Source organism: Nocardia grenadensis NBRC 108939 (genome assembly GCF_001613445.1).
Taxonomy (GTDB): domain Bacteria; phylum Actinomycetota; class Actinomycetes; order Mycobacteriales; family Mycobacteriaceae; genus Nocardia; species Nocardia grenadensis.
The window spans coordinates 143,727-158,579 of sequence record NZ_BDCJ01000025.1 but is presented as its reverse complement, the minus strand read 5'-3'; the positions used below and the strand labels follow the sequence as shown (position 1 = coordinate 158,579).

Below are 14,853 nucleotides of genomic sequence, written 5' to 3'. Positions count from 1 at the left end.
CGAACTCCTCAGTACGGGCGCGAGATGTAGCGGCCCGCGGGCTCGCCGGTGACCACGCCGTCGGCCAGGACCCGGTTACCGCGCACGAAGGTGTCGGTGACCGCGGCAGTCAGCTCGAAGCCCTCGAACGGCGTGTACTCCTGAGTGGATTCGGAGTCCGCGGCGCGTACGGTCCAGGTGCGGTTCGGGTCGACGATCGCGATATCGGCGTCGACGCCCTCGGTCAGGCGGCCCTTGCCGGGCAGGCCGTAGCGGTCGGCCGGGTTGGACGCGGTGAGCTGAGCGATCCGGCGCAGCGACAGACCGCGCTTGCGGCCCTCGGTGACCAGCCCGGGTAGCAGGTACTCGGTGCCGCCGAAACCGGACTTGGCGGCGAACACATCGTCGCGGTCCTCGCCGAACTTCACCTCGTCCTTGCAGCAGGCGTGGTCGGAGACGACCCAGTCGATATTGCCGGCGAGCAGGTGCTCCCACAGCGCCTCGACGTCCTCGCGCGGGCGGATCGGCGGATTCACCTTGGCGCCCAAGCCGTTCGCGTTGTCGATATCGGTGAGCAGATGACCGATGGTGACCTCGCGGCGGAAGTTCACGTGCGGGAACGCCTCGGCCATCTTCATGGCGGCCTTCAGCGCCTTGGCCGAGCTCAGGTGCAGCAGGTTGATATTCGGCAGGCCGGTCTCGTCGGCCAGGAAGGACGCGATGGTCACGGCCAGGCCCTCGGAATGCTGCGGGCGGGACGCGCTGTAGGCGGCGAGACCGCTGAGCTCGCCCTCCTGCTCGACGATCTTGGTGTAGGCGCTCATGATCTCGGCGGTCTCACAGTGCAGGGACAGCGAGATGTGCTCGGCGAGTTCGGGGAACTGTTCGCGCGCCTTCTGCACCCCGCGCATCACGAACTCGAAATGCGCGATGTCATAGCGCTCGTCGGAGGGGATCATGAGGAAATCGCTCTGCGAGGTGGACCGTCCGTGCAGGCCGTGGCTGCCGTAGAACATGAAGATCTTGAACGAGGTCACGCCCTGGTCGGAGGCCAGATCCGGGATCTCGCCGATATGCTCCTTGGACATGGGCGCCAGGTGGAACGCGTAGTCGATATAGCTGCGACCGGCCGCGGCGTCCAGCACCTCCGGGAAGAAGTCGGCGTAGGCGCCGCCCTTGTTCAGGTAGTACTGCCCGGTCCGCATATAGGTCAGCGCGGTGGTGACACCGCCCTGGGCGCTCGCGCGGGATTCGGTCTGCGTGTCCTCGGCCAGCGGGTTGTAGATACCCCAGTGCTGGTGGGCGTCCACCACGCCGGGGAAGATCAGCTTGCCGGACGCGTCGACGATCTCGGCATCCGCGGACTCCAGGTTCGCGCCGATGGCGGCGATTTTGCCGTCGACGATCAGGATGTCCGCGGCCTCGCCCTCCTCGGGAGCCGAGTTGTCGGTGCGCACCACGGTGCCGTTCTTGATCAGGTACGAGGTCATTTCTTCTCCTGGCGAATATCCGATAGGTGAAATCTGGGTCACGCGTCGACCGGGCCGTGTCCGTGCTCGGCGGCGAGGAACGCCAGCCCGAGCGCGGTGATGAGGCCGTTACCGGCGAGATAGCCCCCCGCGCCGTGACCAGAGATGCCGATGGCCGCGCCGCCCGAGGCGTAGAGGCCGGGGACCGGCACACCGCCGGCCAGTACCCGCGCGTGTTCGTCCACGACGAGACCGCCCTGGGTGTGGAACAGGGCGGGGGTCACGGCGATGGCGACATAGGGCGCGGTGAGGGGGTGGCGGTCGTCGGTGCGACCCTGCCGATCCGGTTCCGTGCCCGCCGCGGCCCGGTGGGCGGCACCGAGTTCGTCCTCCAGCGCCGCGGGCGGTACACCGATCCGTTCGGCCAGTTCGGCCGCCGAGGCGGCGCGGATCAGCGAACCGCTCTCGGCGACCGCGCGGAAATCATCGAACACCGAGCACAGTGCTTCGATGTGCTCGTCGATGACGATCCATCCGGCACTGCCGGGCTGGGCCGCGAGGATGGCGGCGAATTCCGAATAACCCGTGGTCTCGGGTGCGAACCGGCGGCCCTCGCTGTTCACGATGACGCCGCCGTGGACGACGGTGGCCCAGCCGATGAGGGTCTTGCTGCGCGAGGAGAGCGCCGCGTGCCCCTGGTAGGCGTCGAGGAAACCGGTGTCGGCCCCCAGACCCTGCCCGATCCGCAACGCGTCGCCCCGGCTGAACTGGCCGCCGTGATAGTGGGCGTCGGCGATCTCGGGGATCCAGCGGCGCACCAGGTCGCTGTCGGCGCCGAAGCCGTTGGTCGCGAGCAGGACGGCGGGTGTGGTCAGCTGTTCGGCGTTCCCGTCCGGGGTGGCGATCTCGACCCCGGTGACCCGGCCGTCGGTGGTATGCACCTCCCGCAGGATCATCGGGGCGATGAGTTCGATCCGCGGGTGGGCCCGGGTGCGTTCGACCAGGTGGCGGAGCAGCTTGGAGCCGTGGCGGCCGGGGATGGTGTGGCAGCGGTCGGCACTGTGGCCGGGGTAGCGGAAGTCGGTGACCAGTTCGAGGTCGAGTTCCTGGGCGTCGGCCAGCCAGGTGACCAGCCGCGCGCTCGACTCGGCCAGTGCCCGGGCCAGGCGGTGATCGGCCGTGCCGCCGGTTTTGCGGTCGATATCGGCGAGGAACCGGTCCGGGCTGTCCACGACGCCCGCGGCCTGCTGCCAGCGGGTGCCGGCGGCCGGGATCATCGCGGTGCACATCGAGGTGTTGTTCCCGCGCTGGAAGTACTCGTCGGCGTCGATCAGGAGCACATTCGCGCCGAGTTCGGCGGCGCGCAGCGCAGCGACCAGGCCGCCGCCCGCACCGGCGACGACGAGATCGAAATCCGGACCGTCCACGCTTCCTCCTAGTCTGTTCCGCTTAGCGGAACGCAAGAATGTGGTCCCCTGCACTATGCACGTTCGACAATCCGGACACAAGTGCCTGTATAAACGATTAACGCGGACGAAACCCATGCATGAGCCGGTCGAGCGGCCTGGACAATCGTTTCGCTAAGCGGTACAAATTTGTTCAGATGTACGTCGGTCGCGCCGGTAGCGTCGCCGTCGGAACAACGGAAACCCCGCAGAAACGGAGCCACGATGGAGTCCTCCAGTGGAGGCACCACGTCTGCCGCCCGGGCAGCCGATGTGCTGCTCGAGTTCGGCCGCCGGTCGAGCGCGCTCGGCGTCTCGGAGATCGCCCGCTCGACCGGTATGTCGAAGGCGGTCGCCCACCGCATCCTGACGACCTTCGTCGAATGCGGTCTGCTGCTCTACGAGCCCACGACCCGCCGGTACCTGCTCGGCCCGGCGGCGGCGACGCTCGGCGCCCGCGCACTGGACGTATCCCCGCTGCGGCGGATGGCCCGCGAGGCCCTGGTGGACCTGCAGCGCGCCACCGGCGAGACGGCGACCGTCACCGGCCGGTTACCAGGAGGTCGCGTCTACCTCGATCAGGTCGAGAGTACTCAGGAAATCAAGATGACCGTCGAGCTGGGTCGCCGGTTCGACCTGCACAGCGGCTCGTCGGGGCGCATCATCCTGGCGTACCTCTCCGAGGAGGAACAGGACGATGTGCTGTCGCGACCGCTGCCCCGGCTGACCGCCACCACGATCGTCGACCCCGCGTCGCTGCGCGCGGCGTTGCGGGAGGCGCGGGAACGGGGAGTGTGCCGGTCGACCGGCGAACGCCAGGAGGGCGCGGGTTCGATCGCCGCCCCGGTGTTCGGGGCCGACGGAGCGGTGATCGGCTCGGTCTCGGTCTGCGGACCGAGCTACCGGATGACCGAGGAAGCGTGCGATCGCCACGAGAGCGCACTGGTCGAGGCGGCGCAGCGGGTTTCGCGAGCACTGGGCCATCGGGCGCCGGCTCCCGTCGCGGTGGAGGCGAAATGACCCCGCGCAGCTGGCTCTACGTGCCCGGACACCGCGACGACCGGATCGGCAAGGCGATCGGCAGCGCCGCCGACGCCGTGGTGATCGACCTGGAGGACGCCGTACCGGTCCACGCGAAGGAACGCGCACTGGCCAATGCCCTCGCCGCCCTGCGCACGGCGCCACCGGAGCGTCGGATCTGGTTGCGGCTCAATGCCATCGGGTCGTCCTGGCTGGACAACGAGCTCGCCGGACTGGCCACCGCGCAGACCCCGCCCTCGGGGGTACGGCTGCCCAAGGCCGAAACGCCCGAATCGGTGGCGGCCACGACCGACCGGCTCACCTGCCAGGTGCACGCCATCATCGAATCCGCCGCGGGCCTGCTCGCGGCGCCCGCAATCGCGAAATGTCATCCGCGGGTCACCGGGATCGCGCTGGGCGAAGCGGATCTGGCCGCCGACCTGCGCACCGAAGCCGACGGCCTGGCGTGGGCGCGCGGCTGGATCGTCACCGCGGCGCGGGCCGCCGGACTGTCCTCACCGGTCCAAAGCGTCTGGACCGCGGTCGAGGATTCGGCGGGACTGGCGGAGACCTCACGCACCGGCCGGGCCCAGGGCTTCTTCGGGCGTTCGGTCATCCATCCCAATCAGATCGGCATCGTCAACCAGGCCTTTACACCGTCGCCGGAGGAACAGAGCCGAGCCCGGCGAATCGTGGAGTGCGCGGCCGCGTCCCAGGCGGCGGGGGAATCCGCGGTTCTCGACGAGAACGGCAGATTCATCGACCCCGCCGTCGTCGCGAACGCCCGCGTGGTGCTCGACCGGGCAGAGGCCACCGCAGTACGAGGAGTGAAAGCATGACCGAACAGACCGTTTCCGCCGTGCCGGACGCGCTGTTGCACGCCGTGGTGAGCAGCGATGTCGACGTCGTCGAGCTCGGGCATCCGTATACGACGGGAATGCCCTGCTCGCCCAACCACCCCGGGTTCCGGATGACCCTGATCCGCCGGCACGGGGATATGGTCCGCCCGGACGGCGGATCGGCGTCCAACGAGATCATCGTGACCGGCGGGCACGTCGGCACTCATGTCGACGCCCTGTCCCATGTCAGCCACTGCGGCAAACTGCACGGCGATATCGATGCCGAGGAAGCACAGCGCGGTGGGCGGTTCTCGCAGTTGGGCGCGGAAACGATCCCCTTCATGCTCCGGCGCGGACTGCTGCTGGACGTGCCGCGGGTGCGCGGCGTGGCAGCCCTCGAGGCCGGCCAGGCCGTCACCGAACAGGATCTGCGCGACGCCGCCGACGCGGCCGGGGTGGCGCCGCGGCGCGGAGATGTCGTTCTCATCCGTACCGGCTGGGCCCGGCATTTCGACGACGCCCAGCGCTACCTCGGCCAGCAGGACGGGGTGCCGGGCGCCGATGTGGGCGCGGCGCAGTGGCTGGCCGCCGCCGGGATCGTGGCCGCGGGCGCGGATACCACCGCCTTCGAACACATTCCGCCCGGTAAGGGGCACAGTGTGTTGCCGGTGCACCGGGTGTTGCTGGTGGAGAACGGCATCCACATCATCGAGCACCTGAACCTGGAGGACGCGAGCGCCCGCGGCCTGACCGAGTTCACCTTCGTGATGGCACCGCTACGTATCACCGGCGGTACCGGTTCGCCGGTGCGCCCGGTCGCGGTGGTGGCCAAGTGACCGCCGCCGCCCCCGCCGCCCGCCACGACCTCACCGGTACCGTGGTCGGTCGGCTCGCCGCGCTCGCCGCGGATACCCGCGCCACCGGGCTCACCGCCGAACTCCGCAAGGACGTTGCGCGCCGCGTCCTCGATGTATTCGGCAACTCCCTCGCCGCCCAGGGACAGCCGTCGGCCCGGGCCGTCACGGCCGTGGCACGCGGCTGGGCCGGCGCCGCCGCGGCCACCGGTATCGGCACCGGGGAACGGTTCCCCGCCGCCACCGCCGCGCTGGTGAATGGCACTCTCGCGCATTCGATGGACTCCGACGACACCCATCTGCCGTCGGTACTGCATCCGTCGGCATCCGTGGTCCCGGCCGCTCTCGCGGTCGGTGAGGCCACCGGCGCGTCCGGCGCCGCGGTCCTGGACGCGGCGGGCGTGGGTATCGAGATCGCGGTGCGCCTGGGCATGGGCGGCTACGACGAAGAGCTGGGTAATTCCGAATTCTTCGAACGCGGCCAGCACGCGACGTCCATCTGCGGCGCCGTCGGCTCCGCCGCCGCGGCGGCCATGCTCTACGACCTCGACACCGAAGGTATCGCGGACGCGATGGGTATCGCCGCCAGCTTCGGTGCCGGACTGCTGGAGGCCAACCGGACCGGCGGCACGGTGAAGCGCGCGCACTGCGGGTGGGCCGCGCATTCGGGGGTCACCGCGGCGGAATTCGCCCGGCACGGGCTCACCGGACCGCCCACCGTGATCGAGGGCCGGTTCGGATTCCTGCACGCCTTCTGCGGGGACCGCGCGGATACGGCCAAGGTCGTGGACCGGCTGGGCGAGCACTGGGAACTACCCGGGATCTTCTTCAAGCCGTACCCGTGCAACCACTTCACCCACGCCGGTATCGATGCCGCCCGCGCGCTGCGAGCGGACGGCGTCGATCCGGACGCGATCGTGGAGATCGACCTCGGCGTGCCGACACCGGTGCTGCGCACCATTGCCGAACCGCCCGCCGCCAAGGCTGCCCCGGAGTCGGGCTATCACGCGGCCTTCTCCGGGCCGTTCACGGTGGCCCGGTCGCTGCTGGGCGGTTCCGGCCTGGGTGTGGGCCATGCCGACTTCACCGACGAAGCGGCGCGCGATCCGCGCACGCTGGAGTTGGCCGCGCTCGTGGTCGCCCACGCCGACGCCCGCTGCGACGAGATCTACCCGCATCAGTTCCCGGCCGTGCTGCGGGTGCGCACCCGTGACGGGCAGTGGCACGAGGCGCGTATCGACCACAACCGCGGCGGCCCGGCGAACCCGCTCTCCGACGACGAACTCACACTGAAGTTCGATCTGAACGTGGAAGGCCACCTCTCCGCGGTGCAGGCGGGGACGGTCGCCGAGCGCGCGCTCGCCCTGCCGTCGGCCGGATCGCTGGACGGTCTCATGTCACTCGTCCGGGGCTGATCCTTCCCGATCCGGCGACGCGCGATCGGGTCGCGTCGTGAACCGGGCCGCCGGTCTTCGTCGCAGGAAAACGGAAGAGCCCTCGAACGTGGGTTCGCGCGGTCGTCGTAATCCTCGATACGAGAGGACTACGACGACCGTGCCGTTTCCGGGAGATGTCGACGGGTGCGCGCGCCGGGGCGAGATCGTCGCCGAGTACCGGCCGGGCCCGCCTGCGGCATCAGAACGTCGATCACGATGGTTCGACGACCATGTTGTCCCAGCCGCTGTCCTCGCGCGGAGGCCTGACCGGTGTCGGTTCCTCTGGCCGGAAGTTCGGGTTGGGGATGAAGCCCTTGTCGGGGTCGTGCCGATCGATCAGCACGCCCTCGACCTTGTCCGCCGGTATCCCACCATCGACCACCACGAGCTGCTCTCGGGCTCCCTTGCCGTCCTCTCCTCGATCGTGAGCGTTCCGCGTATCTCGGACCACGAACGTTTCGCCGTCGTCACCGAGTGGGAAGCGGGCGGCCTGAGCCGGGGCTCGCGAAGTACATACCCGGTCATCCGCGCCCGGACCGTCGTGACCGGTCCACGACCACGTCGGTTCGTCGATCGTGCTGCGTGGTCGGAAGCCTTCCTCGAAGATCGTTTCCTTGGGCCGGGAGTCGCCCCGGTAGAGCCTCCCGAAATGCGGCTCGCGACTTCTTGTCTCGGCCGGGAAATCGAGCTCGCCGTCCAGCTCGCGGGCCTGGCGTTCCATATCGTCCTGCCACTTCCACATGGCCTGGGAGAAGTCCCGCCCCGCTATCCCCTGTTCGTGGAGATGGTCTCGCTTGGCGGCTATCGCGCGCCCCCACGCGCGATTGATGGTCCAATCAGACCCTTCCGATGTCAGTGGGCCGATATGTTCCGGCAACTCGTTGTGCTCCACGTACTTGTAGAAGTCGTGGAACTTGATCCGGCCACTGTCCAGCCCCGAACGCAGCGTGTAGGGGTCGCTGCTTTCGTTCCATGCGCGCAGGCCGGAGTAGAAATCGGTATCGGCGGCGATCCCACCGATGAGGTCCGAGCCCTGCTCGTCTGCCCGGGGCAGGGTGCCGCCGTGCCCTGGCAGACCGCTGCTGACATTCCTGATATCGCGATCGAGACAGTCGCCGACCATCTTGCCCGAGTACATGATCCGGTGCCCGATATCCACGAATGTGTCGGCGATTCTGCGGTACACACGCTCATTATGGCAATCCCCGCCCGGGGCCGGGACCGCTTCGACTGCCCGGTGCCCGGCAGGTCGGCGTATCAGCGGTCGAGGAACTCCAGCAGGTCGGCGTTGAACTTCTCCTTGTCCCCCGGGACGAGGGCGATGCCGTGCGAGCCGCCCTCATACACCTTCAAGGTCGAATCCGGAATGATCTCGGCGGTTTTACGCCCGGTCGCATCGATCGGCACCACTTGATCGTCGTCCCCGTGCACGATCAGCGTGGGGATATCGAACTTCTTCAGATCCTCGGTGAAATCGGTGTACGCGAACGCGTCCACGCATTTCACTCCGGCCTGGATGCTCTCCTGCATACCCATGAACCAGAACGCGTCGCGATTTCCCTGGGTCACTTTGTTGCCCGGGCGATTCGCGCTGAAGAAACCTTCCGATGTGTCCTTCCAGAATTGCGAACGCTCGGCGAGGATCCCGGATTTGATCTGGTCGAAAACCTCGTCCGGCACACCTTCGGGGTTGCTCTCGGTCCTGCTCATCAGCGGCGGGATGGCCGAGAGCAGTACCGCGGAATGTACTCGCCCGGTGCCGTGCCGGCCGATATAGCGGGCGAGCTCACCGCCACCCATACTGTGTGCCACCAGCGTCGCGTCCTGGACATCGAGGCTCGTCAGCAGATCGTTCAGGTCGTCGGCGAAGGTATCGAAATCGTAACCGTCCCACGGCTGATCCGAGCGGCCGTGCCCGCGCCGGTCGTGGGCGATACCGCGGTACCCGTTGTCGGCGACGAATTTCATCTGGTCTTCCCAGGCGTCGGCGTTCAACGGCCAGCCGTGGATGAATACGACCGGGCGGCCACTACCCCAATCCTTGTAGAAGATGTTCACTTTGTCGCGTGTCGTGCACACAGGCATGGCGGAGCCTCCTTCTGTGCGTGATTCGCCGACCGGGAGCGGGCCGTGACAACGAGACGCCGTCCGAAATGCTACCGACGAAACGGTGTGGAAAAGGGGCTGTATCACTCCGTTACGAAATCCATGCGCGTCCGGAATCGGCACCGATACCCACGTAGCCGATCGGTCCGCGGCCGCTGTTTCCGTACGGCCCAGCCTACCCGGCCCCGGTAGCCTCGGGGTCGGGAGACAACCCGACGACGAGGAGTCAAACAAGATGAGCCGACCAGTTCGGATCGGAGTCCAACTCCAGCCCCAGCACGCGCCCGATTACGGACTCATCCGCGACGCCGTATTGCGGGCCGAGGACGCGGGTGTGGACATCGTCTTCAACTGGGACCACTTCTTCCCGCTGTCCGGGGACCCCGACGGCGCGCACTACGAATGCTGGACCATGCTCGGCGCCTTCGCCGAACAGACCGAACGGGTGGAGATCGGCGCGCTGGTCACCGGCGGCGGCTACCGCAATCCGGATCTACTCGCCGATATGGCCCGCACCGTGGACCGGATCAGTGGCGGCCGGCTCATCCTCGGTATCGGATCGGGGTGGTTCGAGCGCGACTACGACGAGTACGGGTACGACTTCGGTACCGCGGGCAGCCGCCTGAACCTGCTCAAGGAATACCTGCCCCGCATCACCGGCCGGCTGGCGAAACTGAACCCGCAGCCGGTACGTGAGATCCCGGTGCTCATCGGCGGCGGCGGGGAGAAGAAAACGCTGCGCCTGGTGGCCGAGTACGCCCATATCTGGCACAGCTTCGGCGAGCTGGACGTGTTCACCCACAAGAGTCAGGTTCTCGACGAGCATTGTGCGCGGGTGGGTACCGATACCGACCGGATCGAGCGCTCGGTGTCCTGGCCGGGCACGGCGCAGGCGCCGGACTACCTGAAGGCCGGGGCCACCCTGTTCACGGTCGGCATCACCGGCCCGGACTATGAGCTGTCCCAGGTCCGCGAGGCCATTGCCTGGCGCGACGAGATCAACCCGGCACCGGTCAGCGGTATCGCCTGACCACCGGCACGGAAAACGGGTCCGGTCTGCCGTCGCAGACCGGACCCGTGGGGTTTCGTATGCCGAGCGGATCGGGTCACCGACCCGTGTTCACCGATCCGTCGAGGGGAGGGGAGTTCAGTTCGCCGACTGAACCTGCTGACGCGGCGCCCACTGCGTGGTGCCGGGGGCAGCGACCAGGGTGTTGATCAGGTCGATGCCCGCGATGATCAGCGTCGGTCCGCCGACGACGAGGGTCCCGATGATGCCGCCGAGAGCGGCCGCGGTGACGATTCCAGGTATGCCGGTCACCGGCCCACCGGCCCACGCGGCCAGTCCGACGACCGCGCCGAGTGCGGTACCGACGAAGCCGCCGATGGCGGTGGCGAGACCGAGCTGGGAGGTGAAGTTGTCCTGGGCCGCGAGGTTCTCCTGCGGTGAGGCCACCGGCTGTGCGGCGGGCCGGGCCGCGGCGACATCCTTGACCGCCGTCAGCTCGAGCACCCGGCCCTCGTCGCGCACCGCGTGCGGGAGCGGGTACTCGGTGGCACCCTCGCGGACCGCGAGCGGCAATGCCATCACGGTGGCGCCCGACTTGTCCAGGATCTCGACTGTTTCGCCGTCGATCTCGAATGTCCCGTTGGTGAGAGTGGTGACCACCCTGTTACCGATGAGCTCGGCGTGGTAGCCGATCTCGGGGGTCGCGGGTTCCGCGTGCACGACTGCCGCGCCCACAGTGGTGGTGGCGAGCAGCGGCACTACCGCCGCAACGATCTTGCGGATCATCATGAGGTCTTGTGTCCGATCTTCATCACGGTGTTGCCAGTGGATTAACCAGCCAGAACTTCGCGCAGCTATCGACCGCCGGGCATAAACGCTGCCGCCCGGCGGTTTCGAACCACATCGACGTTACGCGGTTGGTATCCGAAAGACATGAAAACCGTGCCAGAAATTCCCCAAATCTGTTTGAAGATAGGATGATTCGGGTATTTATAAAGTTTCGCTATAGCGGGGAAAGCGGAAAAGCTCCCGCGAATCGCCGTCTCGTCGGGGCTCGGCACATCAGTGGCTACCTGCATTGATGCGCACTTGGTAATGTATTTCAGTGCGTAGTTCCAGGTGACCGTTTCGAGCCGAGCAACCGCTCCGAGAAAAGAGGGAACACCGATGACAACGGCACACGATCAGCATACCGACCACACGCATGTACACGGGCCGGACTGCGGTCATGTCGCGGTCCCGCACGGTGATCACGTCGACTATGTCCACGACGGACACCTGCACCGAGCGCACGAGGGGCACTTCGACGAGTGTGAAACCCACGGGCACACCGAGGTCACCGCGCACAACCATGTCCACGGTGAGGGCTGCGGGCATGTCGCGGTGCCGCACGGTGATCACGTCGACTACATCCACGACGGGCACCGGCACGCCGCCCACGACGGACACTACGACGAGCACTGACCACGCGTTCGCGGCCGGGATCGGCGGGCGCGGGTGCGCGCCCGCCGATCCCGGGGGTCGGAGCCGCCGGACGACTTCGTCCCGCACGTCGCGGATCGCGACCGAGCTGCCACGGCCGGCCGTAACGCCACTTCGCCGATACACCGCGTGGAACCGGGGGCCAGGGGCGCAGGACCAGCCGATCGGGCCGGCGAGCAGCCGCGTTCACCAGGGGCGCAGCACGATCTCGGTGGGATGGGCGTCGCGCGGGGTATCGATCGCGGTCCGGATGGCGCGAGCGACCGTCTCCGGACGCAGGAACTGGTCCGGTTCGTAGGCCCGGCCCTCTCCGGCGATGATCGCGCGCTGCATATCGGTATCGATACGGCCCGGATGAATCGAGGTCACCCGCAGCGTCGGCTCCTCCAGCCGCAGGGCATCGCCGAACGCCCGCAGACCGAACTTGCTGGCCGCGTACGAGGCCCAGCCGGCATTGGCACGCAGACCCGCCCCCGAATTGACGAGCACCACATGGCCGCCCGCCGCCCGCAGGGCCGGCAGCAGCAGGCGGGTCAGTTCCGCGACGGCGATCAGGTTGGCCTCGAGCGTTTCGCGCCACTGCCGCACCGAGGATTCCGCGATGGTGCCCAACTCGGCGATACCCGCATTGTGGACCAGTACGTCCAGCCGGTCGATCGACTCCGTCGCGGCCGCCACCGCCGGGTAATCGGTGAGCTCCACCGGCCACCCGGTGGCCCCGGGCAACTCGGCCAGGATCGATTCCAGACCGGCCGGGGTGCGCGCGCCGAGCAGCAGCCGGTGGTCCGCCGCCAGCTCCCGGGCGACCGCCGCGCCCAGCCCACGTCCGGCGCCGGTGACCAGCGCTACCCGCCGCTCGCCGGGTGCCCGGTCGGCTTCCTGCTGCATATCGCCACTCCTCGTATCGTCACCCCGCCGCGCCACCGGTCCACTGCGTGGCCGGGCGGTCCGCCGGACAGCGTGCCACACCGCACCACGGCCGCGGGCGCTGCGCGAGGGCGAGTTCGTGTAGCGCATACGAAATATGCCGCACACCGGAGCGAAACCGTAGCTCGGTAGATATTGCGATCACACGCACCGAGGAAGCGTGCACCCGGCCCGAACCAGCAAGATATAGAGATGGCACACCCAGGTTTCACTCCCACGCAGCTCGCCGCCCGCGCGGCCTATCTGCTGCGCGGCAACGATTTGGGAACCATGACCAGCGCCGCGCCCCGCCTTTATCCGCATATGTGGAGCTGGGACGCGGCGTTCGTCGCGGTGGGGCTGGCGCCGCTGAGCGTGGAACGCGCGGTGATCGAGCTCGACACCCTGCTCTCTGCGCAGTGGAAGAACGGCATGATCCCCCATATCGTCTTCGCCAACGGAGTGGACGGTTACTTCCCCGGCCCGGCCCGCTGGGAATGCCGGCTGCTGGCCGCCAACGCGCCCGACGGTCCGGATACCTCCGGGATCACCCAGCCGCCGGTCCACGCCATCGCCGTCCAGCGGATCCTGGACCACTCGCGCCGGCACGGTCGCAGCACCCGCGCGGTCGCCGAAGAATTCCTCAATCGGCGCTGGGCCGATCTGGTGCGCTGGCATCGCTGGCTGGCGCACGCCCGCGACCCCCTGGGCAGCGGGCGCATCACGCTCTACCACGGCTGGGAATCGGGGATGGACAACTCTCCGCGCTGGGACCGGGCCTACGAGCACGTGGTGCCCGGGGATCTGCCGCCCTACCGGCGCGAGGACGTTCTCGTCGTCGCCGACCCCACCCAGCGGCCCACCGACCGCGAATACGACAGGTATCTGTGGCTGGTGGAGCAGATGCGCCGCGCCCGCTACGACGACGACGCCCTCAGTTCGACGATGGACTTCGCGGTCGAGGACGTGTTCGTCACCGCGATCTTCGCCCTGGCCTGTGAGGTCCTCGGACAGATAGGTGAGGAATACCACCAGGCCAAATCCGATATCCGCGAACTCTTCGGCTGGGCCGACCGGTTCCGCGCCGGGGTGATCGCCACCACCGATGCCCGCACCGGTGCGGCGCGCGACTACGACACCCGCCTGGAGCGCTGGATCACCACCGAGACCCTGGCCATGTTCGCGCCGCTGATCAGCGGCGGCCTGCCGCGGGCCACCGAACGCAACCTACTGCGCCTGTTCGAGGGCCCCCGCTTCTGCGGCCACCCGGACCTGCGATACGCGCTACCGCCCTCCACCTCGCCGGTGTCCAAGGATTTCCGGCCGCGCGAATACTGGCGCGGCCCGGTGTGGCCGGTGATGAGCTGGCTGTTCTCCTGGGTGTTCGCCCACCGCGGCTGGGCGGAACGCTCGTTCATGCTGCGGGCCGAAGCGCTGCGCCAGGCCAGCGACGGCAGTTTCGCCGAATACTACGAACCGTTCACCGGGGAACCGCTGGGCAGTATGCAGCAGTCGTGGACGGCCGCGTCGGTACTGGATTGGCTGGGCTGACCGGATCAGACCGGTTGGGAACCGGCCGCCGGTTCGCACATCTCCTTGAGCGAGCAGCCGCCACAGGACCCTCCGCAACCTTCGGCCGGTTCCGGCGGCGGTGCGATCGCCGCGGCCGCCCGGGCACCGGCGTTCGCCCCCGCACCGAGGGTGAACAGTGCGATGACCAGCACACCCACCGCCACCAAGACGCCGGTGAAGCCGCCGGCGGCCATGACCACCAGGCCGCCCGCGGACAGCAACGCGGCAGAGATGATCAGGGTGGGCGCGGCCACCCGGTTGGCGGCCCGGAACGCGGTCTCGTCCCGCAGCGCGGCCTCGGTGTGGACACCGATATAGCGGTTGCCGGGCAGACGGCCGATGAGGCCGAGCACACCCGTCGTCAGGGCCACCACGGCCAGGACGAACAGGAGAATTGCGACAACGAACACCAGACGAGCCTAGCTGTGTTATTTGGCCCCGCCTGCGGCGGGCCCCGACCACTGAGGTAGACCGTCCGGAACAGACGGAAGGTGCAGGCTGTCGTGCGCCTCGACCAGCGTGGGTGGGTTCACGTCACTGTAAGTGCTCAATGGTCGCCGATCCATGGACGGACGACCGCACACGCTCAGTCGCTGCGCTTCTTCGCTCCGTCGGTCCAGAATCGGGGGCAGGCCCCGACCATGGAGATAAACCGTCCGAGGGCTCGCCTCCCTACCTTTTTGGGCTTGTCAAGCCGCAAGTCTTAGGCTGTCGAGACGGATTTTTCCACCAGCAG

General features: G+C 68.2%; 14 protein-coding genes. 7 read left to right on the top strand and 7 right to left on the bottom strand.

Annotated features, from left to right (window positions below; all coding sequences use genetic code 11):
* Window positions 1–8: 8 nt before the first annotated feature.
* Window positions 9–1,469 (bottom strand): dihydroorotase, encoded by a 1,461-nt coding sequence (locus tag NGR01S_RS25120; protein ID WP_063040977.1) that lies wholly within the window; start codon window positions 1,467–1,469, stop codon window positions 9–11.
* Window positions 1,470–1,507: 38 nt separating this feature from the next.
* Window positions 1,508–2,875 (bottom strand): FAD-dependent oxidoreductase, encoded by a 1,368-nt coding sequence (locus NGR01S_RS25115; RefSeq protein WP_063040975.1) that lies wholly within the window; start codon window positions 2,873–2,875, stop codon window positions 1,508–1,510.
* Window positions 2,876–3,118: 243 nt separating this feature from the next.
* Between NGR01S_RS25115 and NGR01S_RS25110 the strand changes: the two genes are divergently transcribed.
* Genes NGR01S_RS25110 through NGR01S_RS25095 form a run of 4 tightly spaced genes read left to right on the top strand, consistent with a single transcriptional unit; the run spans window position 3,119 to window position 7,021 of the window.
* Window positions 3,119–3,913 carry an IclR family transcriptional regulator gene (locus NGR01S_RS25110; protein ID WP_063040974.1) on the top strand — a complete coding sequence of 265 codons (795 nt, stop codon included), beginning with the start codon at window positions 3,119–3,121 and terminating at the stop codon, window positions 3,911–3,913.
* Window positions 3,910–4,752, top strand: coding sequence for an HpcH/HpaI aldolase/citrate lyase family protein (locus NGR01S_RS25105; RefSeq protein ID WP_063040972.1), 843 nt, complete (start codon window positions 3,910–3,912; stop codon window positions 4,750–4,752). The genes NGR01S_RS25110 and NGR01S_RS25105 overlap by 4 nt, the downstream gene beginning before the upstream one ends.
* On the top strand, window positions 4,749–5,588 hold the full coding sequence (locus NGR01S_RS25100) for a cyclase family protein (protein ID WP_063040970.1): 840 nt from the start codon (window positions 4,749–4,751) through the stop codon (window positions 5,586–5,588). Before NGR01S_RS25105 ends, NGR01S_RS25100 begins: the two co-directional genes overlap by 4 nt.
* Window positions 5,585–7,021 carry an MmgE/PrpD family protein gene (locus NGR01S_RS25095; protein WP_063040968.1) on the top strand — a complete coding sequence of 479 codons (1,437 nt, stop codon included), beginning with the start codon at window positions 5,585–5,587 and terminating at the stop codon, window positions 7,019–7,021. The genes NGR01S_RS25100 and NGR01S_RS25095 overlap by 4 nt, the downstream gene beginning before the upstream one ends.
* Window positions 7,022–7,253: 232 nt before the next feature.
* Here the strand turns inward: NGR01S_RS25095 and NGR01S_RS25090 are convergent, their stop codons facing one another.
* The gene (locus NGR01S_RS25090; protein WP_063040966.1) at window positions 7,254–8,228 is read right to left on the bottom strand and encodes a hypothetical protein; all 975 of its coding nucleotides are present in this window, start codon (window positions 8,226–8,228) and stop codon (window positions 7,254–7,256) included.
* A gap of 71 nt (window positions 8,229–8,299) precedes the next feature.
* A complete protein-coding gene (locus NGR01S_RS25085; RefSeq protein ID WP_063040964.1) occupies window positions 8,300–9,127 on the bottom strand; it encodes an alpha/beta fold hydrolase in 828 nt (275 codons plus the stop codon).
* A 256-nt stretch (window positions 9,128–9,383) separates the two neighbouring features.
* On the opposite strand from NGR01S_RS25085, the gene NGR01S_RS25080 reads away from it, so the two are divergent.
* The gene (locus NGR01S_RS25080) at window positions 9,384–10,178 is read left to right on the top strand and encodes an LLM class F420-dependent oxidoreductase (RefSeq protein ID WP_063040961.1); all 795 of its coding nucleotides are present in this window, start codon (window positions 9,384–9,386) and stop codon (window positions 10,176–10,178) included.
* Window positions 10,179–10,295: 117 nt separating this feature from the next.
* On the opposite strand, the gene NGR01S_RS25075 is transcribed toward NGR01S_RS25080, so the two are convergent.
* Window positions 10,296–10,946, bottom strand: coding sequence for a DUF8020 domain-containing protein (locus NGR01S_RS25075; protein ID WP_063040959.1), 651 nt, complete (start codon window positions 10,944–10,946; stop codon window positions 10,296–10,298).
* A gap of 378 nt (window positions 10,947–11,324) precedes the next feature.
* Between NGR01S_RS25075 and NGR01S_RS25070 the strand changes: the two genes are divergently transcribed.
* Window positions 11,325–11,621 carry a hypothetical protein gene (locus NGR01S_RS25070; protein ID WP_063040957.1) on the top strand — a complete coding sequence of 99 codons (297 nt, stop codon included), beginning with the start codon at window positions 11,325–11,327 and terminating at the stop codon, window positions 11,619–11,621.
* Between the two features lie 204 nt (window positions 11,622–11,825).
* Here the strand turns inward: NGR01S_RS25070 and NGR01S_RS25065 are convergent, their stop codons facing one another.
* Window positions 11,826–12,527: an SDR family oxidoreductase gene (locus NGR01S_RS25065; protein WP_063040955.1), complete on the bottom strand. Its 702-nt coding sequence runs from the start codon at window positions 12,525–12,527 to the stop codon at window positions 11,826–11,828.
* 231 nt (window positions 12,528–12,758) lie between these two features.
* Here NGR01S_RS25065 and ggh point away from each other — a divergent pair, with 231 nt between their 5' ends.
* The gene (gene ggh, locus NGR01S_RS25060; RefSeq protein ID WP_063040953.1) at window positions 12,759–14,096 is read left to right on the top strand and encodes a glucosylglycerate hydrolase; all 1,338 of its coding nucleotides are present in this window, start codon (window positions 12,759–12,761) and stop codon (window positions 14,094–14,096) included.
* Window positions 14,097–14,101: 5 nt separating this feature from the next.
* On the opposite strand, the gene NGR01S_RS25055 is transcribed toward ggh, so the two are convergent.
* Window positions 14,102–14,527 carry an SdpI family protein gene (locus NGR01S_RS25055; protein WP_063040951.1) on the bottom strand — a complete coding sequence of 142 codons (426 nt, stop codon included), beginning with the start codon at window positions 14,525–14,527 and terminating at the stop codon, window positions 14,102–14,104.
* Between the last annotated feature and the right edge of the window lie 326 nt (window positions 14,528–14,853).